This window comes from Winogradskyella immobilis (assembly GCF_021887715.1).
GTDB lineage: Bacteria > Bacteroidota > Bacteroidia > Flavobacteriales > Flavobacteriaceae > Winogradskyella > Winogradskyella immobilis.
Genome location: NZ_JAIQXX010000004.1, coordinates 186,666 through 208,901 on the forward strand (window position 1 = coordinate 186,666; position 22,236 = coordinate 208,901).

Consider the following 22,236-nt stretch of genomic DNA (forward strand, 5'->3'; position numbering starts at 1 on the left):
CGAATGCGAAATTTTATTTTTTTAATAGGAACATTAATCTTGTGTTCTTGTAATCAAACACAGGTTAGTGAAACAGCAATTTTAATAACAGATACAAATGTACTTAATGTTCGAAACGGTGCTATCGTTGAGCATAGATATGTTGTTGTTGATTCAGGGAAAATTAAAAGTATTTCTGAAGCTGTTGAAAATCAAAATGCTTATAAGACAGTTATTGACGGAACAGATAAATTTTTAATGCCTGGGTTAGCAGAGATGCATGCACACATCCCGCAACCTTCAACTAGAAACCCTGAAATAGTTGATGAAACTCTGTTTTTGTATTTGTCTAATGGTATTACGACTATTCGCGGAATGCTAGGTCATCCGTCTCATTTGGAGCTTAGAGAGAAAGCATTGAATAACGAAATATTATCCCCTCGAATTTACACATCTAGTCCATCATTAAACGGTAATACTATTAGCACTAAAGAAGAAGCCGTTGAAAAAGTAACACAATATCAAAAAGAGGGTTATGATTTTTTAAAAATACACCCGGGAATTCAACTAGACGTTTTTGATACAGCTGTAGAAACAGCTAATAAAGTAGGTATTCCATTTGCAGGTCATGTACCTGTTGATGTTGGTGTACGTCACGCTATGGAAAGTGGTTATGCATCCATAGATCATGTGGATGGGTTTTTAGAAGGTTTAGTCCCACAATCAGCTAATGTAGATCCTAATGCAAATGGATTTTTCGGTTATGCATTTACACCTTTAGCAGATGTGAAATATATGGATGAACTGGTAGATATGGCAAAAGAAAATGAGGTTTGGATCGTTTCAACACAAAGTCTTTACGAGCGTTGGTTTGCGCCTATAAGTGGTGAAGAATTATCTAAGCAACCAGAAATGAAATATATGGCTGCATCTACATTAAAAAACTGGATAACTAGAAAAGCGCAATTAACAGAAACTGATGATTTTGATGTTGAACAGTGGCAACAATTCAATACAATTAGAAGACAGTTGATGAGAAAATTACAAAATAAAGGTCATGGTATGTTATTGGGTTCTGACGCACCACAATTATTTAATGTTCCAGGATTTTCTATTCATCATGAAATTGATGGCATGAGGCGAGCTGGTTTAACACCTTTGCAAATTATACAATCCGGAACTATCAATCCAGCCAAATACTTTAATGAAGAAGGTACTTATGGGGAAGTTAGAGTTGGTGTTGATGCTGATTTAATTCTGCTGAATGCAAATCCTTTACAAGATCTTAAAGCGTTAAAAGATTTTACAGGTGTTATGGTAAGAGGACAGTGGTTATCAAAAGAAAGTATCGACGCTCGTTTAACAGAAATTGCTAAAGCAAATACTAGTAAGTAGATAATGAATCCTGCAAGGTTTCAATAACCTTGTAGGTATAATAAAAAATGATTTTAAAAATGAATATAAAAGTAATAATCACAATAGCATTAGGGTTTGCTCTTTCCGCTTCTAATTCACAAACCCTGTTAAAACCAGATCGTATTTTTGATGGGAACGAAATTCATGAAGGTTGGGTAGTTTTGGTAGAAGGAAATCGCATTACACAAGTTGGACCTGAAAATCAAATAAAAATTCCTAGACACACACAAACCATAGATTTAAAAGGAAAAACGTTGATGCCAGGTCTTATTGAAGGACATTCACATATATTATTACATCCATATAATGAAACGACATGGAACGATCAAGTATTGAAAGAATCCCCTGTAGAGCGTTCAATTAGAGCAGTAAACCACGTGAAGAATTCATTGTTTGCAGGAGTCACAACCATGCGAGATCTTGGTGCTGAAGGTGCAGGATATAGTGACGTGTATGTTAAAAAAACCATTGAAGAAGGTATTATTGTTGGACCTCGTTTGTTGGTTGCAGGACCAGCGGTTGTAGCTACAGGTGCTTATGGACCAAAAGGGTTTCACGATGGTGTACATGTACCTCTTGGAGCAGAAGAAGCTAGTGGTAATGATGTGATTAAAACGGTACGTCGTCAATTGGGTAATGGTGCAGATTTTATAAAAATCTATGCAGATTACCGTTGGAAACCTGGAGCACCATCAAATCCTACATTTTCTTTAGAAGAAATAAAATTAATGGTTGAAGCTGCAGAAAGCGCTGGTAGTTATGCTGTGGCTCATGCAAGTACACCAGAAGGCATGCGTCGTGCCATTCTTGGTGGTGTAGAGACCATTGAGCATGGTGACGGGGCAACAGCTGAGATTTTACAACTTATGAAAAAGAATAAGGTGGCACTTTGTGCAACTGTAGCAGCTGGTGATGCTATTTTGCAATACAATGGTTGGAATAAAGGAAAAGATCCAGAACCAGATAGAATTATACAAAAGAAAGAATCATTTAAACTTGCTATGGAATCTGGTGTTGATATTGTATTTGGTGGCGATGTTGGTGTGTTTCCTCATGGTGAGAATTATAAAGAATTAGAACTTATGATTGATTATGGGATGAAACCAATACGAGCTTTACAATCGGCAACATCTGTAAACGCACGCGTGTTTCATTTAGATAATTTGGGTAATATTAAAAAAGGGTTTTTAGCAGATATTATTGCTGTTGATGATAATCCCATCAAAGATATTAAAGCAATGCGAAATGTGTCTTTTGTAATGAAAGATGGTGTGATTTATAAAAATTAATTAAAAATAAAGAGCCTATCGAATAGATAGGCTCTTATTAAAAAGATTGAAGATATATACTTATATAACTTTAACATTAATTGCATTTAATCCTTTTTTTCCTTCTGCTAAATCAAATTCAACATTGTCTCCTTCTCTAATCTCATCAACTAAACCAGAAATATGTACAAAATGCTCTTTGTTGTTTCCTTCTTCTGTGATGAATCCAAAACCTTTAGAGTCATTAAAAAATTTTACTGTACCAGTACTCATATTAAAATATATTAAATTAAGCTGCGAAAGTAGTCTAATTAATTGATATTCAATTAATTTTAAATCTTTATTATGAAATAAGTAGCTAATTAGCTAAACCTTAGTAATTAGGGACAATAATTATTGAACTAAATTTTATATTCAGATAAAGGTTTTGTGAATTTTTCAGGGTTAGCAGCCAAGTGATAGCGAGGATCATCAATGTCTTCGATAATTACTTCTTCAAATTTAGGGCTAGCTTTTCGTAATAAAACTTTACAATCTTTACTTAAATGTTTTAATGTAATAGATTTACCTTCGGCCTCATATTTATTGACTAAATTAAAAATAGCTTCTAAAGCAGAGTGATCACTAACACGAGATTCAACAAAATCAATTTCAACCTTATCAGGGTCATTTTTTACATCAAACTTTGAATTAAAATTTTGAATAGAGCCAAAAAATAATGGTCCCCATATTTCATAAGTCTTAGTACCATCTTCTTGCATACGCTTGCGTGCCCTAATCATTGTTGCATTTTTCCAAGCAAAAACTAAAGCAGAAATAATAACGCCAGCAATAACAGCAACAGCTAAATCTTTCCATACAGTAATTGCAGAAACAGCAATTAAAACAATAGCATCTGATAAGGGGATCTTACGAATAATTCTAAAACTAGACCATGCAAATGTTCCGATAACGACCATAAACATTACACCAACTAATGCGGCAATAGGAATTTGTTCAATTAAAGGAGCTCCAAACAAAACAAAGCAAAGTAATGCTATTGCAGCTACAGCTCCAGATAATCGTCCTCGGCCACCAGAATCTACATTAATAATAGATTGCCCAATCATAGCACAACCTCCCATACCACCAAATAAACCGTTTAATATATTAGCTCCACCTTGAGCAATACATTCTCTGTTTCCATTTCCTCTGGTTTCGGTCATTTCATCTATAAGATTCAATGTCATTAATGACTCTATTAAGCCTACTGCAGCTAAAATAAAAGCGGTTGGAAGAATGACACTTAAAAAATGACCATCTAGCGTACTAAATAATCCAAAAATTTGATCTTGAAACGATGGTAATCCACCTTGTAAACCTTTTCCGCCACCATCAGTTATAAAAGAACCAACAGTACTAACATCTAATTTTCCTAGAATTGTAATTGCTGCAACAACTATTATGGCGGTTAAAGCAGCAGGTATTTTTTTTGTGAGTTTTGGCAAGCCAAACATTATACCCATTGTTAATACTACTAAGCCTAGCATAATAAGCAATGGTGTGCCAGACATAAATACTTTTTCCCCATTTATATTTTCTTTGAAAAGGCCAAGTTGTGATAAGAAGATAACAATAGCCAATCCGTTAACAAACCCCATCATTACAGGATGTGGAATTAAACGTACAAATTTCCCTAGTTTTAATACTCCAGAAAGAATTTGTATGCCACCAACAATTAATAAAGTAATAAATAGCCACTGTAACCCTAAATTTTCTATTGGTATATCTAAAGTTAATCCAACTTCATTTCCTTTTTTAATTAAATGAACCATAACAACAGCCATAGCTCCTGTAGCACCAGAGATCATACCAGGGCGTCCACCAAATAGAGCAGTAATAATACCCATCATAAAAGCACCATATAACCCAACTAATGGATCTACACCGGCAACAAAAGCAAATGCAACTGCTTCAGGAACTAATGCTAATGCAACGGTTAACCCAGATAGAATATCGTTCTTTGGGTTTTGTGTAAAATTCTTCCTTGTAGTATGGCCTAATATCATAATTTCTATCTCTGAAAGTCGGCAAAGATAGTTTATTATAATGGATACTTAAAAATGTAGATTAAAATAGGGAATAGAAACAAAAAGGGCACTCAATTTTGAGTGCCCTTTGGATATATTATGGTTTGTAATTCTATTTAGTCTCAGGTTCTGGAGGAAACTGAGTCATCATTTCTGTAACAAATGTTTTAATGCGAGCTTCTTTCTTTTCTACATTTTTAGTTACCAAATGTCCTGTACCTGATCCTTGCCAGATTAATTCTTTTTTATCAGTGTCTATAAAATCTATAAAAAGAATACCTTCAGTTCTAGTAGATACATTATTGCCAAAACCGCCGCCATAAGGACCGAAACCTCCAAAGCCTCCAAAACGACCAAAGCCACCAAAACCTCCGAATCCATAAGGGCTAAAACCTCCAAAACCAAAGCCGAAGTTATTGTAAAGATCTACACGTTGGTTTGATTTTGTAAATATGCTTATTAGCATATCTGGATCTTCAGATTTTGTTAAACCTTTAGCTAATAATTCTGTTTCAATAGCCTTTAGAATACGTCTTTTGTCTAAATCACTAATTTCAGCTTTGTCAATTCCGGGTTTGAAAAAGGCAAAGGTTTTATAGTTGTCAAAAGAAGTTTCTTGGTCGTAGTCTGAAGCTACACGCACGGAGCTACAGGAAGATACAATTGCAAAAAGCATTGCAATAGGTAAAAGTTGTACTAATCTTTTCATAATAAACATTTTTTTTGAGTTAGTATTCATTTAATAAATCGTCATTGACAATATTCGGTAATGTAACTTTTAAATTAGGTTCATTGGCCATAGCACGTTTTATAGCAAAAATAGCTTCATCGTTTCTAGCCCAACTACGTCTAGCAATTCCGTTATTTACATCCCAGAAAAGCATTGATTTTAAGTTATCTTCCGATTCTTTACTACCATCAAGAATCATACCAAAACCACCATTTATAACTTCTCCCCATCCAACACCTCCGCCATTATGTATACTTACCCATGTTGCTCCTCTAAAACTATCACCGATAACATTATGGATAGCCATATCCGCAGTAAAGCGAGAACCGTCATAAATATTACTAGTTTCTCTATACGGAGAATCAGTTCCAGACACATCATGATGGTCACGACCTAAAATAACCATACCAATATCGTAATTTTTTATGGCATCATTAAACGCTTTTGCAATTTTAACACGTCCTTCGGCATCTGCATATAAAATTCTGGCTTGAGATCCTACCACAAGTTTGTTCTCTTGAGCACCTTTTATCCATTGAATATTATCAGACATTTGTTGTTGAATTTCTTTAGGAGAACTCTTTTTTATTTCTTCAAGAACGGCACAAGCTATAGCATCTGTTTTCTGTAAATCTTCAGGTTTTCCCGATGCACAAACCCAACGGAACGGACCAAAACCATAATCAAAACACATAGGTCCCATAATATCTTGTACATAACTCGGATATTTAAAGTCAGTACCATTTTTTGCCATGATATCAGCACCAGCTCTTGATGCTTCTAATAAAAAAGCGTTTCCGTAATCAAAGAAATATGTGCCTTTTGCAGTATGCTTGTTTATAGCATTAGCATGTCGTCTTAACGTTTTTTGTACTTCAGTTTTAAAATCTTCAGGGTTATTTGCCATCGTCTGATTGGCCTCTTCAAAAGAAAGGTCAACAGGATAATAACCGCCAGCCCATGGATTGTGTAATGAGGTTTGATCGCTTCCTAAATCGATATGAATATTTTCTTTATCAAACGTTTCCCATACATCTACAATATTTCCTAAATATGCAATTGATACAGTTTCTTTGTCAATTATAGCTTTTTTCACACGATTTACTAAAGCATTTAAATTTGTGATTTTTTCATTAATCCAACCTTGATCTAATCGAATTTGAGTAATTTTTGGATTAACTTCTGCACAAACTGTAATACAGCCAGCTATATTTCCTGCTTTAGGCTGAGCTCCACTCATACCTCCTAAACCAGAAGTGACAAACAAGCTGCCTTTAGGGGATTTCTTTATTTTTCTAAATCCATTTAAAACTGTAATTGTGGTGCCATGAACAATGCCTTGTGGGCCAATATACATGTAACTTCCTGCGGTCATTTGTCCATATTGCGTTACTCCTAATGCATTAAATTTTTCCCAATCGTCAGGTTGAGAATAATTAGGAATCATCATGCCGTTAGTCACAACAACTCTAGGAGCTTTTTTATGAGATGGAAATAATCCAAGAGGATGACCAGAGTACATTACAAGTGTTTGCTCATCGGTCATTTCGCTTAAATATTGCATGGTTAAGCGATATTGCGCCCAGTTAGAAAATACTGCTCCATTGCCACCATAAGTTATAAGCTCGTGTGGATGTTGAGCAACTGCCGAGTCTAAATTATTCTGAATCATTAACATAATACCGGCTGCATGTCGAGACTTTGCTGGGTATTCATCAATAGGTCTTGCATACATTTTGTAATCTGGACGAAAACGATACATGTAAATACGACCATACTTTTCTAGTTCATTTTTAAATTCAGGAAGAAGCGTTGCGTGATGCTTTTTATCAAAATAACGAAGTGCGTTTTTTAAAGCCAATTTCTTTTCATCAGTATTTAAAACAGCTTTTCTTTTAGGGGCATGGTTTACTTCAGTGTCGTATGTTTTTGCTACGGGGAGTTTATTTGGAATACCTTCTTTAATTTGAGATTTAAATGACATAGTTGCATTTTTAATTTAATAATTAGTGCTTTTAAAAAATCTAATTACATATATTTAAAAGATGATGAGTTGAAGCTATTGATCGATGTGTTTTGAAAAAACATCTCAAATTCACTTTTAAGTATTTGATTTTTATTTGCGCTTAGTTGAAGAATTATAACCGTATGGGCAATGTCTACAGCCACTTTCGCAACAATAACCGCGTTTTAAATGGTATTGTTCTGTAAAACAACGATAACCTTCTGGGGTTACATAATAATCGCCATCTTCAACAGGTATAAGCTTTTTCATATGTGGCAAAGATAGTACAAATTGGAATAATAGTGCTAAGCCTTTAATTGCCATTAAGCATGAGTTTTGAAATTATATGCATTATTTTTGAAGTTAGAATGGAAGCATTACAAACATCGTTTATTCAGAAAATAGATATACAGCATAAATTAGGAATTGAGCTTTATATGAAGCGCGAAGATGTATTGCATCCGTTTATTTCTGGGAATAAATTTAGAAAATTAAAGTACAATATTCTTGAAGCTAAAAAACTGAGAGAACATACACTTCTTACTTTTGGAGGCGCATACTCAAATCATATCGCAGCAGTAGCTTATGCAGGGAAAATAAATGGTTTTAAAACCATAGGAGTGATTCGAGGAGAAGAATTAGAAACCAAGTACATGTCTAATTCTACCTTACGTTTTGCTTATGATTGTGGTATGCATTTTTATTTTGTGACAAGAACATTGTATCGGCAAAAAACAGATGCAGATTTTAAAACACATTTAAAAATTAGATTTGGTGATTTTTATACTATTCCAGAAGGTGGAACAAATGCATTGGCTATAAAAGGCTGCGAAGAGATTTTAAATAAAGAAGATAATCTCTATGATTATATCTGTTGTTCTGTTGGAACAGGCGGAACATTTTCAGGCATAATAAACACTTCAGAGAAACATCAAAATATATTGGGATTTCCTGCGTTGAAAGGTGATTTTTTACAAAATGATATTCGTAAATTTGCATTGCAAAACCATTGGAAACTTATTACGGATTATCACTTTGGCGGTTATGCGAAAATAAATGAAGAATTAATAACGTTTATTAATGATTTTAAATCGAAATATAATGTACAGTTGGATCCTGTTTATACAGGAAAAATGATGTATGGGATATTTGATTTATTGGCTAAAGGTTATTTTCCTAAAAACTCTAAAATTTTAGCCATCCATACAGGTGGTTTACAAGGGATAAAAGGGATGAATGAAAAATTAAAAATGAAAGATTTGCCTTTAATAGCAGTATAAAATGAAGATACGAATAATACTTATAATTTTTGCAGTTATGTTATCAAGTTGTGGCTCTAAAAAAGGAATTGTAACTAAGAAAAAAAATAACACTACAAAAACAGAATCTACTACCATCACTAAGTCTTCAGAAGAAGAAAAGGTAAAGGATGAAATTAAAGAAGAAATTACAACAAAACCAACTCCGTCAAAAGTAAGAACATCAGTAGAAAAATATATAGATCAATATGCATCTATTGCTATGGATGAGATGCGTAAATCAAAAATACCTGCAAGTATTACGTTAGCTCAAGGTATTTTAGAATCGGGTTCAGGAAATGGCCGCTTGGCAAAAGAGGCAAATAATCATTTTGGTATAAAATGTCATGGTTGGAAAGGAGCTAAAATATATCATGATGATGACCGCTCGCAAGAATGTTTTAGAAAATATAAAGAAGCTGCATCGTCTTATAAAGATCATTCCGAATTTTTAACCAGTAGAAAACGGTATTCAAAATTATTTGAACTTAAAATAGATGATTACGGAGGTTGGGCTAAAGGTTTAAAAGCGGCAGGTTATGCTACAGATCGAAAATATCCTCAAAAGCTTATAGATCTTATTAAACGTTATCAATTGTATAGGTATGATGATGAAGTTTTAAATAGAGTGGCTTATGGTTCTGGAAAAGGTCCTGTAATAGTTATTAAAGGAATTCGCCATATTGTTTCTAAAGGAGATACGCTGTATTCAATATCTAAGAAATTTGGAATTACTGTTGAGCAGATAAAAAAAGACAATAATTTAACTTCAAATGACTTGTCTGTAGGACAAGTTTTAATAATAAACAAAAATTAATGCTATACCAAAGAAGTAGTGCTTTATTTAAAGAAGCGCAAGAGGTGATTCCTGGTGGTGTAAATTCACCAGTAAGAGCTTTTAAAGGAGTAGGAGGCACTCCTATTTTTGCAAAATCGGCAAAAGGAGCTTATGTGTATGATGAAGATGGAAATCGTTTTATAGACTATATCAATTCTTGGGGGCCAATGTTATTGGGTCATGCGTTTCCGCCAGTTGTAGATGCCGTAATTGATAAAGCTAAAGCAGGAACATCTTTTGGTATGCCTACAGCATTAGAAACGGAAATCGCTGAATTGGCTGTTTCTATGGTGCCAAATATTGATAAAATTCGTTTTGTTAACTCTGGAACAGAAGCATGTATGAGTGCCATCCGTTTAGCGAGAGGTTTTACGGGAAGAGATAAAATTATAAAATTTTCGGGCTGTTATCATGGCCATAGTGATTCTTTTTTAATCGCTGCTGGTAGTGGTGCTAGTACATTTGGTACACCAAATAGTCCGGGAGTAACACAAGGTACAGCAAAAGATACACTTTTGGCTGATTATAATAACCTAGAACATGTTGGGCAGATTATAGAAGCTAATAAAAATGAAATTGCAGCTATTATTATAGAGCCAGTAGCTGGCAATATGGGTTGCATTCCTCCAGGAGGAGGTTTTTTAGAAGGATTAAGAGATTTGTGTGATGCAAATAATATGCTACTGATTTTTGATGAGGTAATGACAGGATTTCGTTTAGCAAAAGGCGGAGCACAAGAATTATTTGCGATTAATGCAGATATTGTTTGCTTTGGAAAAGTTATAGGCGGAGGATTGCCTGTTGGTGCTTTTGCGGCACGTAATGAAATAATGAACCATTTAGCGCCATTGGGTCCAGTATATCAAGCAGGGACTTTAAGTGGTAATCCATTGGCTATGGCTGCAGGACTTGCCATGCTAAAATCTATTGATGCAGATAAAGAATTATTTAACCGATTAGAGGAAAAAACGAAGTATTTACATAAAGGTATTGAAACCATTTTAAATGATTCTGAGATAGCGTTTACTATAAATAGAATAGGATCAATGATCTCAGTACATTTTCATGAAGGTGAGGTGTTAGATTTTAAAACAGCTGCTAATGGTAATAATGAGACATTTAAAAGATTCTTCCATAGTATGCTCAATCAAGGTATTTATATAGCGCCTAGCGCATTTGAAACATGGTTTATAACAGATGCTTTGAGTTATGAAGATATAGATGAGACTATTAAAGCTGTTTCAGAGTTTGCAAAATCATAATAAAATAAAAAGCGTGCTTTAAGCACGCTTTTTATTTTACGAAAGACTAACTAACTATTTTCGTTTACCACCTTTTCTCTTTCCTCTAGGACCTTTATTGTTTTGTCTAACCAATGAACGTTCATATTTTTTGTACTGTTCGTCATTTAATATGTTTTTCATTTCTCGTTTTAAGGCAATTTGAGTATCAACTCTTTCTAACCGTAATTGCTTGCGTTCTTCTATTGTAGGCTTTTTTTCTGAAGCTTTTAATGTTTCTAATTTAGCTTTACCTTCAGTTAAATGTTTTACTAATACAGCTTCAACTTGTTGCTGTTGCTGATCAGATAGGTCTAAACGAAGTGTCATCTGTTTAGATTGAAACTTTGCCATGTCTTCAGGTGATAAATTGGCACGCTTTTCTTTATTTTGTTTAGAATGATGTTGTCCTTTTCTATGTCCTTGCTGTGCTATACTGGTTAATGTAAACAGTGAAATAGCGATAACTAATAATTTTTTCATGATGTGTTTGTTTTATTTGCTATTAAGACTAGCAAACATTTAAATCGTTTAAAAGAGTTGTCGCTTTTAACACAATTTTTAACAATCGTTAATTGCTTAATAATGATAATGAAGTTCCTATTGCAGATTACATTAAAAAAGAAGATAATCAATAATTTGTATCTTGTTAAGATAAATAACTTTTAATGACCTATTGGGTTTCAACACTTTTAACACTATTAGCAATATATGCAGGTATTAGTATTGCCTTGTATTATTTGCAAGACTACATGTTGTTTAAACCAGAAAAGCTATCTAAAGATTTTCAGTTTAATTATGAAAATCAAACCTATGAAGAGCATAACCTTGAAACTAGAGATGGTGCCACTATAAATGGCATTCGGTTTTTTCCAAAAGGAAAAAGCAAAGGTGTGGTTTTGTACTTAAAAGGAAATTCTAAAAGTATAAAAGGTTGGGGAAAGTTTGCTGTAGACTTTACGCGTTTAGGCTATAATGTGATTATGGTAGATTATCGTGGTTTTGGCAAAAGCACAGGGAGACGCTCGCAAAAGGCAATTAAACGCGATTTGCAGTTAGTTTACAATAAAATCAAGGAAGTCACTTCAGAAGATAGAATAGTGCTGTATGGACGCTCTTTAGGCTCGGGTTTTGCAGCAAAATTAGCTTCTATTAATAATCCTCGTATGCTCATTTTAGATGCGCCATATTATAGTTTAACGAAAGTAACATCACGTTATATGCCTTTTATGCCACTATCTCTGTTAATAAAATACCCATTACCAACATATAAATGGTTAAAATATGTGCGATGCCCAATCCATATTATTCATGGTACACAAGATAAATTAATTCCTTTTAAATCTAGTGTAAAACTATCTCAGGTCAATCCTAAACTAACTAAGCTGCATTCGGTCATAGGAGGTGGTCATAAAAATTTAAATAATTTTGAAGCCTATCATCAGATGCTAGACGAAATTATAAATTCTAAACCTAAAGAAATAGATTTAAAAAGTACAAGTATAAATGTCATTCACAGTTCAAAAAACGCAAAGAAACAGAATTAAAAAGTTCGTATATCTTATACTTGGATTATATATTATTATGGGAATTTCATTATCCTTTTTTCAAGAAAAATTATTGTTTCTCCCTACGGTTTTAGAACAAGATCACAAATTTAAATTCTCTCAACCTTTTGAAGAATTATTTTTAAAAGCTAATGATGGTTCACAACTTAATGCTTTGCATTTTAAAGTAGAAAATTCTAAAGGTGTGATTTTGTATTTTCATGGAAATGCTGGTGATTTACAACGTTGGGGTGAAATTACACAACATTTCACACGGTTTAATTATGATGTTTTGGTTATGGATTATCGTGGTTTTGGAAAAAGTACAGGAGCTATTAGTGAAACTGCTTTGTATGAAGATGCTCAGTTGTTTTACAATTATGTTTCAAACATATATTCAGGTGACGATATTATAATCTATGGGCGTTCTTTGGGTACAGGAATTGCAACTAAAATAGCTTCAGAGAATAAAATTAAGCATCTTATTTTAGAAACTCCTTATACAAGCATTACTGATATAGCTAAGCATCGTTTTCCGATTTTCCCTGTAAAACTTCTATTAAAATATAAAATGCCAACATATCAATTTATACGAAATGTAGATAGCCCAATAACAATTTTTCATGGTACTGAAGATAAGGTAGTGCCATATAAATTCGGAAAAAAACTAGATGATTTAAACTTGCCTAATCTAAATTTTGTAACTATTGATAAAGGTGAGCATAATAATCTTATAGAATTCAATTCATATCAACAAAAAATTGAAGAACTTCTAAAATAAAAAAGGCTTCAAAATTATTTTGAAGCCTTTTCTGTGATTTAAATTTTAGAATCTTACTTAGGGTCTAAAATATCATTTACACGCTCTATAGCATCTGCAATATGGATTCGAGTTAATCGATCTCCACCACCTGAAGAACGTAAAGCAGAACGTAAAGATTTTAATTCAGCTCTTACTACGGCTCTAATGTCAGATTGACTTACATTAACTTGAGTGCCAAAAGAGAATCTAAATCCACCAGGTGCTGCAGCTCTAGCAGGAGGAGGATTCATTATAGATGCCATACGATCTATGTAAGCACGTTGTAAATTTCTTCTGTACGTATCGATAGAGCGACCTCTAGATAATTCGCTAAACACACCACGTCTTAAATCTTGCATCATATTTAAGAATGTATAGGCGTCTCTACCATTAATAGTTTCGTTTTCTATAAGACGTTGCATTCTTCCAGTATTAAGAATGCTGTTTAAAGTTCTTGTTTGCGTACCTCTAAGGCGTTCTATAGCTCCAGCATTTTCAATCTTATTAAAGATGTTATTGTCCATTAACCATTCAGGTGTAGTAAACAATTCTTTTTGAAGGAAATCCATAGCTCTTTTTTGAGTTGCTTTATCTACATGCGTAAATACAGCACCTTCTTGATCATAAGTTTTATTCATCTGAATGACACCACCGATGTTTCCTGTTACGTGACCCATATATCTGTTGTATTGTCCTAGTACTTGACCATACATTGTACCTAAATCACTATAGTTTTTACCATCTTCAGCAGTCCATTCAATTAAATTAGGAACGATACGCTTAAGATTTAAAATTCCGTAATGACTTGCTAACATAGAATCATCACCTAAATCTTCAGTTTGAGATGTAGGATCGATAACTCCAAATTGCTGTCCGCCAAAACGGTAATTAGGATCTCCAGCATGTTCAAGAATCCAGCCATCTAATGTTTTCTTTTCGTCTTCTGCAGTTTTAGCATCTAAAATAGGACGGTATCCCCATGAGATAGAATATTTATCATAAATACCAATATTAGGCATTAAAGCAACATCACCATCACCTGGTTGCGCAACGTAATTAAAACGGGCATAATCCATAATAGAAGGAGCAGTACCATATTTCTTAGTAAACTCAGGATCTCTTAATTTTTCAACCGGATAAGCAACACTACTACCCATATTATGAGGTAAACCTAATGTATGACCAACTTCGTGAGAAGATACAAAACGAATTAAACGACCCATAACTTCATCTTTAAATGCAACACCACGAGCATCAGGATTGATGGCAGCAGTCTGTACAAAGAACCAGTTACGTAATAATGTCATTACATTGTGGTACCAGTTAATATCACTTTCTAAAATTTCGCCAGAACGTGGATCACTTACGTGAGGTCCATTTGCATTAGGAATTGGAGATGCTAAATAACGTACTACAGAATAACGTGCATCTTCAGGAGACCATTCTGGGTCTTCTTCTGGAGTAGGTGGAGTTTTAGCAATAATTGCCTCTTTAAAACCAGCAGCTTCAAAAGCGACTTGCCAATCTTCAATACCTTGTTTAATATATTTCACCCATTGTTTAGGTGTAGCTCTATCAACATAGTATACAATTTGTTTTTTAGGAACTACAAGCTCTCCTCTTTTAAACTTAGCAATATCTTCATCTCTAACTTCTAATCTCCAACGATCCAAGTATCTTACAGATTTACTTTCTTGTGCGTCTAAACCATAATCTGTTTGACTACGCGCAAACCAACCTACACGTTGATCAAAATAACGACGTTTCATTGGTACTTTAGGTAGTAAAATCATAGAGTTATTGATCTCTAAAGTAATAGCACCTGTATTTGCATTAGATGGAGGACGACCCGCAGCATAAGTTTTTACGTGACGAGACTCAACATTTGTTGGGTAACTTTTTAAACTTTCTATGTATGATAATTGAGGATCAACTCTTGTAATTCTGAATGGTGTTCTTCTATTTTGAGGAAGACCTAAAGCTTTTACATCTCTTGTAAATAAGTTAGTAACATCAATTACAGTTTTAGTAGAATCTTTACTAAAGGCTTTAATTGGGAAGGTCGCTAAAACAGGTTCAAGATTAGAGTTTACAACAGCTTCATGAACAGGGAGTGAATCTGCAGCAACAACTCTGTGAGATACAACTCTTAATAATACTTTTTTACCTTTCTTTTGCCAGCGTAAAACTTGCTCGCTTAATTTACCTCCACCGAAGCCTAAACCAGAAGCAGTTTTAGCAATACGGCTTACCATAAGCATTTCGCGTTCAAAAAGAGAGTCAGGAATTTCATAGAAATACGTGTCGTCTATTTGATGAATATCAAAAAGACCTTTATCAGTCTTTGCTTTTTTAGTAATGACCTTACCATAAGGTTGAATATCATTTTTTCCAGGACGTTTTGCTGGTGGCTTTTTAGCAGCAGCTGATGGTGCTGGAGCTTTTGATTTGCTTGCTTTTTTTGCTGTAGAACATGAAAATGCTACAAAAGCAGTAACTACAAAGAGTAGTTTAATAGTTAGGTTTTTCAAAATAAGTCAGTTTTTAAAAATTTTCCGTGAAAATAAGCAATACATATAGAAATACTTAGATTGTACAATAATATTTAGTATATATTTAACGCGTATATTATGCGTGCATAATATTATGTGAAATTAAGAATCATCTCAGTGCTTTTTTAGCTTTGAGAATTACTTCAATTTCTTCAGGAGAAAGATTATTTCCAATCACATTTCCGTTTTCATTAACTAAATAACTAGCAGGTATAGCTTGTATAAAATAATCTGTAGCTGTTTTACCATTGAAACCACCTGTGTCAATAACATTACTCCATGTAATACTATCTTTAGTAATTGCTTTTATCCACGGCTCAGTAGACGTATCTATAGATACACTTAAAATGTCAAAACCAGCATCATTGTATTCGTTGTATAATTCTCTGTATTTTGGGTGTTTTATTCTACAAGGTTTACACCAAGATGCCCAAAAATCTATAAGTGTAATCTTACCTCTAAAAGTAGTTGTACTCAACATGTTTTCGTTAATATCAGGTAATTCAAAATCTAGAATGGGCTTACCAACAGTAATTTTTTGTAATTTTTCTAGACCAGATTTTATCATCATCAAATCATCTGTACTTTGATATGAGGTATCTATAAGTTTGTATATCTCTAGAGCTTGGTCATATGAAAAGTGAGAAGACATTGAAGCTGTTTGACCAAGTATTTTGCCAATTAAGCTGTGTTGCGGATGTTCATTAGCAAATCGTTTAACTTCATCAAAAAGCTGTGTTTTAAAATCAGCATCATTCTGATGTGTTTGATAAAAAGAAGCAAAATTATCTTGTAAATCTTGAGACTTAGAGCCTGTTATACTATCAAATGTAATATATTTTATAGTTTGATCACCTCTATTTGCAAGCGAGTAAGTTGCTTTAATATCTATATTATTATTTTCTAAATAGAGCCATTCAACTGTAGAGTATAGTCCTAAATCTAACCATGCTTGAACAGGGAAATCAACTGAACCTTCAAAAGAAAATGTTCCATTTACAACCTTAACACTATCTTTTATTGTATAAACGCTATCTCTGTAATTTGGGTAACTTAGATAGATAAAATCAGTATAATCACCATCTAATGTACCGCTTATGGTGAATTTTTCTGAAGACTTTTCAGAATTACAGTTCAATACTAATACAAACAAACATAGGAGAAGATATTTTGAATTCATTTTTTTGAAGGATTTTTATCAAATATAATTGTTTTTATAAATTTTAATGTAAGTATTTAACATTCTTTTTCGACTCAATCAAAAACTAAAAAAACTTAAGACGATGAAAAAGGTAATTAGTATTCTAGTAGTATTAATAAGTATAAATTTTGCAAGCAATGCCCAAGAGATAAATGGAATTCCTCCAGGATCGGCAAGAAACTTGCCAGATGGTTGGCATGTATTTCAAAATCAAGGTGCGACTTTTGATGTTGAAGTATTGGGAAAAAAATTAACTCAAGGAACTATTGTTTGGTTTGATAAATCTAAATATTCTGGTACACTTTCAGGTGATAATATTACTGGAAAAGGTACCTATGTGTGGAAAGACGGTCAACGTTATGAAGGTTATTTTAAAGATGATAAGCGTCACGGAAAAGGAACAATGTACTATGCAGATGGAACTAAGCATTATGGAAAATGGAAAAACCATGTAAAACATGGAAAAGGACAAACCTATGCTAAAGATGGATCTTTAATTACTGATGGTGTATGGGAAAATGGGAAACTTGTTAAAGAAAAGACCAAGAAAAAGAAAAAATAATATAGAATTGTTATTAAATGAAAACGGCATTATTCTCAAATAATGCCGTTTTTTATTTTTGTATATAAATGTGTTATAAGAGTTCTACAAACAATCCTTCATCAGTTTTTTCAACTTTGGTTAAACCATGTTTTCCTAAACCTTTAAGACCTTTGTCCCATGCTTTGTTGCTTAATCCAGCCTGAGTTTTTAAATCGTTAAGCGGCATGCTTTTTTGCGTTTTTATAATTTCAAAAATCGCCTTTTCATTATCGCTAAGCGCAATTGCTTTTTTCTCAGGTCGCATTTGAGGGAAAAACAATACTTCTTGTATAGACTGATTGTTAGTTAAAAACATAATTAAACGATCCATGCCTATACCCATGCCAGAAGTTGGTGGCATACCGTATTCTAAAGCACGTAAAAAGTCAAAATCAATAAACTCAGTAGCTTCATCATCTCCTTTTTGTGCAAGTTTTAATTGATGTTCAAAACGTTCGCGCTGATCGATAGGATCATTTAATTCTGAATACGCATTTGCAATTTCTTTACCACAAACCATAAGTTCAAAACGTTCAGTAAGTTCAGGGTTTTCTCTATGTTCTTTGCATAAAGGACTCATCTCTTTTGGGTAATCAGTAATAAACGTTGGTTGTATATAATTACCTTCACATTTTTCCCCAAAAATTTCATCAATAAGCTTGCCTTTTCCCATAGTGTCATCAACTTCTATGTGCATGTCTTTAGCAGCTTTACGAATTTCATCTTCAGACTTTCCATTGATATCAAAACCTGTAAATTCTAATATAGAATCGCGCATGGTAATGCGCTTATAAGGAGCTTTAAAATCTACATGATGTTCTCCAAAAGTAGCTTCTGTCGTTCCGTTTACAGCCATTGCACAATGTTCTAATAAACGTTCGCAAAACTCCATCATCCAATTGTAATCTTTGTAGGCGACGTAGATTTCCATTGCCGTAAACTCTGGGTTGTGTGTACGATCCATACCTTCGTTACGGAAGTTCTTTGAAAATTCGTAGACACCATCAAATCCACCAACAATAAGGCGTTTTAAATAGAGTTCATTTGCTATACGCATATACAAAGGAATATCTAAACTATTATGATGCGTTATAAATGGACGTGCAGCAGCACCTCCTGGAATAGGTTGTAAAATGGGTGTTTCTACTTCAAAATAACCAGCATCATTAAAAAACTGACGCATGGCGTTAAATAGTTTTGTACGTTTTACAAAAACGTCTTTTACGTGTGGATTGACTGCTAAATCTGCATAACGTTGACGGTAACGCATTTCAGGATCGTTAAACTCGTCATAAGTGTTGCCTTCAGCATCTTGTTTTGGTAACGGTAAAGGCTTTAACGCTTTACTTAACAATGTGAAGTTTTTTACCATTACGGTTTTTTCACCAACTTGCGTAGTGAATAACTCTCCTTCAACACCAATAAAATCACCAATATCTAAGAGTTTTTTATAAACATCATTGTATAGCGTTTTATCTTCACCAGTACAGATTTCATCACGATTAAAATATACTTGAATACGACCTTCACTATCTTGTAATTCAGCAAAAGAAGCTTTTCCTTGTATACGACGAGACATTAAACGGCCAGCAATAACCACAGATTTACCTTCATTAAAATCTGCTTTAATATGTTTAGAATTTTGATTAACAGGATATAAATCGGCTGGGTAAGGATTAATACCTAAACCTCTTAATTTATCTAACTTTTCGCGTCGTATTAATTCTTGTTCTGAAAGCTGCATTCGTGTTATTTTAGAACTGCAAAATTACATTATTTATTAGCAATAAAAAACAAGATATTTAATCTTAAAAAGCAGATTATTTTTTTGGGAGTTTAGTTATAGAATGTTTACTGCGTGTAACAATTTTATAGAAGTTGCGTCACATATGTAATCATCAATCTATTCTATTTTATTATGAGCATTTGGCGTGTTATTCTTTCTATTTTATGTCCACCTTTAGCAGTATTAGATAAAGGCTGCGGTTCTATACTTATTGTTTTTCTTTTATGGCTTTGTGGTTGGGTGCCTGGTGTTATTGCAGCTCTGGTTATTTTAAATAATCCTAATAAGTAAATACGTATCTTTGAGGCATGAATAAAGTCGTGCAATTAGAGGATTTAGGTTCTAAAGATTTTAAAGCCACATGGGATTACCAAGAGCAACTCTTTAAAGGGATTTTAGATACTAAAATTAAAAATCGAAGAGAGGAAACTCAGTTAAAAACAAATAATTATTTTCTGTTTGTAGAGCATCCGCATGTGTATACTTTGGGGAAAAGTGGAGATTTATCTAATTTGTTACTTTCTGAAGCGCAATTGACTGAAAAAGGAGCTACGTTTTATAAAATAAATAGAGGTGGAGATATTACCTATCATGGTCCAGGACAAATTGTAGGTTACCCAATTTTAGACTTAGATAATTTTTTTACAGACATCCATAAATACCTTCGTTTTTTAGAAGAAATGATTATTCTTACCTTGGCAGAATACGGGTTAAAAACAGAACGAAGTCCTGGCGAAACTGGTGTTTGGTTAGATGTTGGTACTCCTTTTGCGCGTAAAATTTGCGCCATGGGAGTTAGAGCAAGTCGTTGGGTAACCATGCATGGTTTTGCACTTAATGTAAATGCCGACTTAGGTTATTTTGATAATATTATCCCTTGTGGAATAAGAGGAAAAGCGGTAACGACTTTAAATAATGAATTGGGTATTGATAGCGTAAGTGAAGATGAGGTAAAGCAGAAGTTACTAAAGCATTTTAAGATGCTTTTTGAAGCTGAGTTTGTTTAATGATTTTGTTTATGATGTGCTTCGTTGGCTAGCTTAAAGATAATAACTATCACGAACTAGAGGAAAGTCCGTAGGATTTTCCAAATAAGCACTTGTCAAAACAATTGATTATACACGTCTTAAGTTAGGAAAAGTTTTTATCTAGTTGTATTTTTGAATTTTATTTATTGAATGCGAGTGGTTCAATCCATTTCTTTCTTTATTTGTTGTTGTTATAACTATCCAAGAATTTCTTAAATCTATATATTTACTATAATAAGGTATTTCAAATTTTAACTTTGAGATATCAATAGAATCTCTCAATGAATTAATTTTTTTGTCAATATTTATTGGTTTACTATGATTATAAATTCTCCAATTTTTTTCCTCCTTATCAGTATATCTTCCTAAACTTAGAAAGATTTCTCCAATAGTATAAGTTGGGTTATCAAATTTTGGATTAATTTTTATACTACCTTTTTCAATCGTTATTTTTAGTTTTTTTTCGTAAACATCTATTTTTCCATTTCCATTTATTAAGGTTGCTAAGCAACAATTGGCAAAATCAAAGGAGACATTTTTAGAGATTAGTTTCCTTCCATTTATTTTGGATGTTGAACAGTTTGTTAGAATTGTTATAAGAATCAAGTTGATGAAAACATATTTTAATCGCGATATTTTTCCCATTTTAATTTTTGCTATCTTAGAAGATATGAGGCTGTTTTAATAACTTACATCAATCATTAAACGAAGTTAGTTGAAAATTATCAGAAAGTCAAACTAAGCTTCAGCATTAAAAAACACCTTGTAGTAATGCATTTTTTTGTTTTCGTCGTAGCCGCGCTCTAAATATTCTGCAGAGGCATCTGGTGCATCAACATCTAATTTTATCTGTATGTTGGTGTCTAGTTTTATTTCGGTTTTAATCTTTTGTTTTTGCTTTTTTAGTGCAATTTCAGAAACATCAAACTGATTTCTAATGAGAATACTATTTTCAGTTTCGTAAACTTTTTTATAATCTTCAAACTGACGGATTTGATCTTCTTCTTCAAAAATTTCCTCTTTAAAAGTTTCAATATTTACAATTTCATTTTCTTTAAAAAAATCAACCGTTTTTGCTAAAAAATTACTTTGTTCTTGCCCGCCAAAATTTGGTTGTAAAACCTCTTTAGAAAACTCTCTACACAACTCAATATAGTTTTTAGTATGTTGGTTACTATCGTCGGGGTATTTAATGTTTAAAAAGCTATTTATCCAATATTGTGCATCGTAATTATTGTTATCTACACTAAATACAATTTTACCTTCTAAATCAGAACTATTTAATATTAAACAGCCTTTGTCAACTTTCTTTGCTTGGATGCCTTTTTGTACTAAAATATCATAGCTATTTTGCTCTAAATACGTCTGAAAAAACTCAGTTTTATTTTCAATTTTAAAAATACCAATAGCATCTGTAAAATAATCTTGGTATTGTATATTTTCAAAATAACAAACCATAACATCTCCTGTTTTAATTTGAGCAGAATTGCTTTGCTCAAAAAGATGTGTAACCATATGTTTAGAAACATCTACAAATTCTGAATCGTCATTAAAAAGCTGGTCGCTATAGGTGTTGATTTCATTTAAACTAACATCTGAGTGATGATTAAATCGGTACGTTTCAGCAGCGCTCACAAACGGTTTTAAAAGATAGGGTAAAATAAGATTGTAAGTAGCTTCATCAAAATCTACGCTAGCGTTAGAAAATGCGTTTTTTGTATCGTTAAACTTATTGCCAACTTTATGGATAATTAGTTTTTTTATAGAGGCTTTTTGACGTTTAATCATAGTTATAAATCTCCTGAAAATTAAGAGTTACAATAGTACAAAATTGAATAATAAAGCGATAGGTAT

At 33.1% G+C, this 22,236-nt stretch carries 21 protein-coding genes; 10 read left to right on the forward strand and 11 right to left on the reverse strand.

Features of this window, described 5'->3' with window-relative positions:
• The first annotated feature begins 3 nt into the window (after positions 1 to 3).
• Positions 4 to 1,374: an amidohydrolase family protein gene (locus K8Z87_RS04875; RefSeq protein ID WP_227476361.1), complete on the forward strand. Its 1,371-nt coding sequence runs from the start codon at positions 4 to 6 to the stop codon at positions 1,372 to 1,374.
• A gap of 59 nt (positions 1,375 to 1,433) precedes the next feature.
• Positions 1,434 to 2,684, forward strand: a complete 1,251-nt coding sequence (locus tag K8Z87_RS04880) for an amidohydrolase family protein (protein ID WP_227476362.1) — start codon at positions 1,434 to 1,436, stop codon at positions 2,682 to 2,684.
• A 60-nt stretch (positions 2,685 to 2,744) separates the two neighbouring features.
• Here K8Z87_RS04880 and K8Z87_RS04885 read toward each other — a convergent pair whose 3' ends face one another.
• From K8Z87_RS04885 to K8Z87_RS04905, 5 genes are all read right to left on the reverse strand, one after another.
• Entirely contained in the window at positions 2,745 to 2,936 is a 192-nt protein-coding gene (locus tag K8Z87_RS04885) for a cold-shock protein (protein WP_227476363.1), read from the reverse strand.
• Between the two features lie 128 nt (positions 2,937 to 3,064).
• On the reverse strand, positions 3,065 to 4,711 hold the full coding sequence (locus K8Z87_RS04890) for a SulP family inorganic anion transporter (protein WP_227476364.1): 1,647 nt from the start codon (positions 4,709 to 4,711) through the stop codon (positions 3,065 to 3,067).
• A gap of 133 nt (positions 4,712 to 4,844) precedes the next feature.
• On the reverse strand, positions 4,845 to 5,441 hold the full coding sequence (locus tag K8Z87_RS04895; protein ID WP_227476365.1) for a DUF4136 domain-containing protein: 597 nt from the start codon (positions 5,439 to 5,441) through the stop codon (positions 4,845 to 4,847).
• Positions 5,442 to 5,460: 19 nt separating this feature from the next.
• On the reverse strand, positions 5,461 to 7,446 hold the full coding sequence (locus tag K8Z87_RS04900; protein WP_227476366.1) for a urocanate hydratase: 1,986 nt from the start codon (positions 7,444 to 7,446) through the stop codon (positions 5,461 to 5,463).
• 132 nt (positions 7,447 to 7,578) lie between these two features.
• On the reverse strand, positions 7,579 to 7,737 hold the full coding sequence (locus tag K8Z87_RS04905; protein ID WP_227476391.1) for a DUF5522 domain-containing protein: 159 nt from the start codon (positions 7,735 to 7,737) through the stop codon (positions 7,579 to 7,581).
• Between the two features lie 98 nt (positions 7,738 to 7,835).
• Here K8Z87_RS04905 and K8Z87_RS04910 point away from each other — a divergent pair, with 98 nt between their 5' ends.
• The 3 genes from K8Z87_RS04910 to hemL are packed head-to-tail and all read left to right on the forward strand — an operon-like array spanning position 7,836 to position 10,865.
• Entirely contained in the window at positions 7,836 to 8,747 is a 912-nt protein-coding gene (locus tag K8Z87_RS04910; RefSeq protein WP_227476392.1) for a 1-aminocyclopropane-1-carboxylate deaminase/D-cysteine desulfhydrase, read from the forward strand.
• 1 nt (position 8,748) lies between these two features.
• A complete protein-coding gene (locus K8Z87_RS04915) occupies positions 8,749 to 9,582 on the forward strand; it encodes a glucosaminidase domain-containing protein (RefSeq protein ID WP_227476367.1) in 834 nt (277 codons plus the stop codon).
• Positions 9,582 to 10,865, forward strand: coding sequence for a glutamate-1-semialdehyde 2,1-aminomutase (gene hemL / locus K8Z87_RS04920; RefSeq protein ID WP_227476368.1), 1,284 nt, complete (start codon positions 9,582 to 9,584; stop codon positions 10,863 to 10,865). Before K8Z87_RS04915 ends, hemL begins: the two co-directional genes overlap by 1 nt.
• A 54-nt stretch (positions 10,866 to 10,919) precedes the next feature.
• Here the strand turns inward: hemL and K8Z87_RS04925 are convergent, their stop codons facing one another.
• Positions 10,920 to 11,366: a hypothetical protein gene (locus K8Z87_RS04925; RefSeq protein ID WP_227476369.1), complete on the reverse strand. Its 447-nt coding sequence runs from the start codon at positions 11,364 to 11,366 to the stop codon at positions 10,920 to 10,922.
• Positions 11,367 to 11,551: 185 nt separating this feature from the next.
• Here K8Z87_RS04925 and K8Z87_RS04930 point away from each other — a divergent pair, with 185 nt between their 5' ends.
• Both K8Z87_RS04930 and K8Z87_RS04935 read left to right on the forward strand, forming a co-directional pair.
• The gene (locus K8Z87_RS04930; RefSeq protein WP_227476370.1) at positions 11,552 to 12,430 is read left to right on the forward strand and encodes an alpha/beta hydrolase; all 879 of its coding nucleotides are present in this window, start codon (positions 11,552 to 11,554) and stop codon (positions 12,428 to 12,430) included.
• Positions 12,431 to 12,467: 37 nt separating this feature from the next.
• Positions 12,468 to 13,211, forward strand: coding sequence for an alpha/beta hydrolase (locus tag K8Z87_RS04935; RefSeq protein WP_227476371.1), 744 nt, complete (start codon positions 12,468 to 12,470; stop codon positions 13,209 to 13,211).
• Positions 13,212 to 13,264: 53 nt separating this feature from the next.
• Here the strand turns inward: K8Z87_RS04935 and K8Z87_RS04940 are convergent, their stop codons facing one another.
• Complete coding sequence (locus K8Z87_RS04940) at positions 13,265 to 15,766, reverse strand: zinc-dependent metalloprotease (protein WP_227476393.1); 2,502 nt, start codon at positions 15,764 to 15,766, stop codon at positions 13,265 to 13,267.
• A gap of 127 nt (positions 15,767 to 15,893) precedes the next feature.
• Entirely contained in the window at positions 15,894 to 16,964 is a 1,071-nt protein-coding gene (locus tag K8Z87_RS04945) for a TlpA disulfide reductase family protein (RefSeq protein ID WP_227476372.1), read from the reverse strand.
• A gap of 103 nt (positions 16,965 to 17,067) precedes the next feature.
• On the opposite strand from K8Z87_RS04945, the gene K8Z87_RS04950 reads away from it, so the two are divergent.
• Positions 17,068 to 17,547 carry an MORN repeat-containing protein gene (locus K8Z87_RS04950; protein ID WP_227476373.1) on the forward strand — a complete coding sequence of 160 codons (480 nt, stop codon included), beginning with the start codon at positions 17,068 to 17,070 and terminating at the stop codon, positions 17,545 to 17,547.
• A 73-nt stretch (positions 17,548 to 17,620) separates the two neighbouring features.
• Here the strand turns inward: K8Z87_RS04950 and lysS are convergent, their stop codons facing one another.
• Positions 17,621 to 19,312, reverse strand: coding sequence for a lysine--tRNA ligase (gene lysS, locus K8Z87_RS04955; RefSeq protein ID WP_227476374.1), 1,692 nt, complete (start codon positions 19,310 to 19,312; stop codon positions 17,621 to 17,623).
• A 174-nt stretch (positions 19,313 to 19,486) separates the two neighbouring features.
• Between lysS and K8Z87_RS04960 the strand changes: the two genes are divergently transcribed.
• Together K8Z87_RS04960 and lipB are read left to right on the forward strand one after the other, a co-directional pair.
• A complete protein-coding gene (locus tag K8Z87_RS04960) occupies positions 19,487 to 19,645 on the forward strand; it encodes a YqaE/Pmp3 family membrane protein (protein ID WP_227476375.1) in 159 nt (52 codons plus the stop codon).
• 17 nt (positions 19,646 to 19,662) lie between these two features.
• On the forward strand, positions 19,663 to 20,361 hold the full coding sequence (lipB, locus tag K8Z87_RS04965) for a lipoyl(octanoyl) transferase LipB (protein WP_227476376.1): 699 nt from the start codon (positions 19,663 to 19,665) through the stop codon (positions 20,359 to 20,361).
• Between the two features lie 141 nt (positions 20,362 to 20,502).
• On the opposite strand, the gene K8Z87_RS04970 is transcribed toward lipB, so the two are convergent.
• Both K8Z87_RS04970 and K8Z87_RS04975 read right to left on the reverse strand, forming a co-directional pair.
• Complete coding sequence (locus K8Z87_RS04970; RefSeq protein WP_227476377.1) at positions 20,503 to 21,027, reverse strand: hypothetical protein; 525 nt, start codon at positions 21,025 to 21,027, stop codon at positions 20,503 to 20,505.
• A 93-nt stretch (positions 21,028 to 21,120) separates the two neighbouring features.
• Positions 21,121 to 22,170 (reverse strand): nucleoid-associated protein, encoded by a 1,050-nt coding sequence (locus K8Z87_RS04975; RefSeq protein WP_227476378.1) that lies wholly within the window; start codon positions 22,168 to 22,170, stop codon positions 21,121 to 21,123.
• Between the last annotated feature and the right edge of the window lie 66 nt (positions 22,171 to 22,236).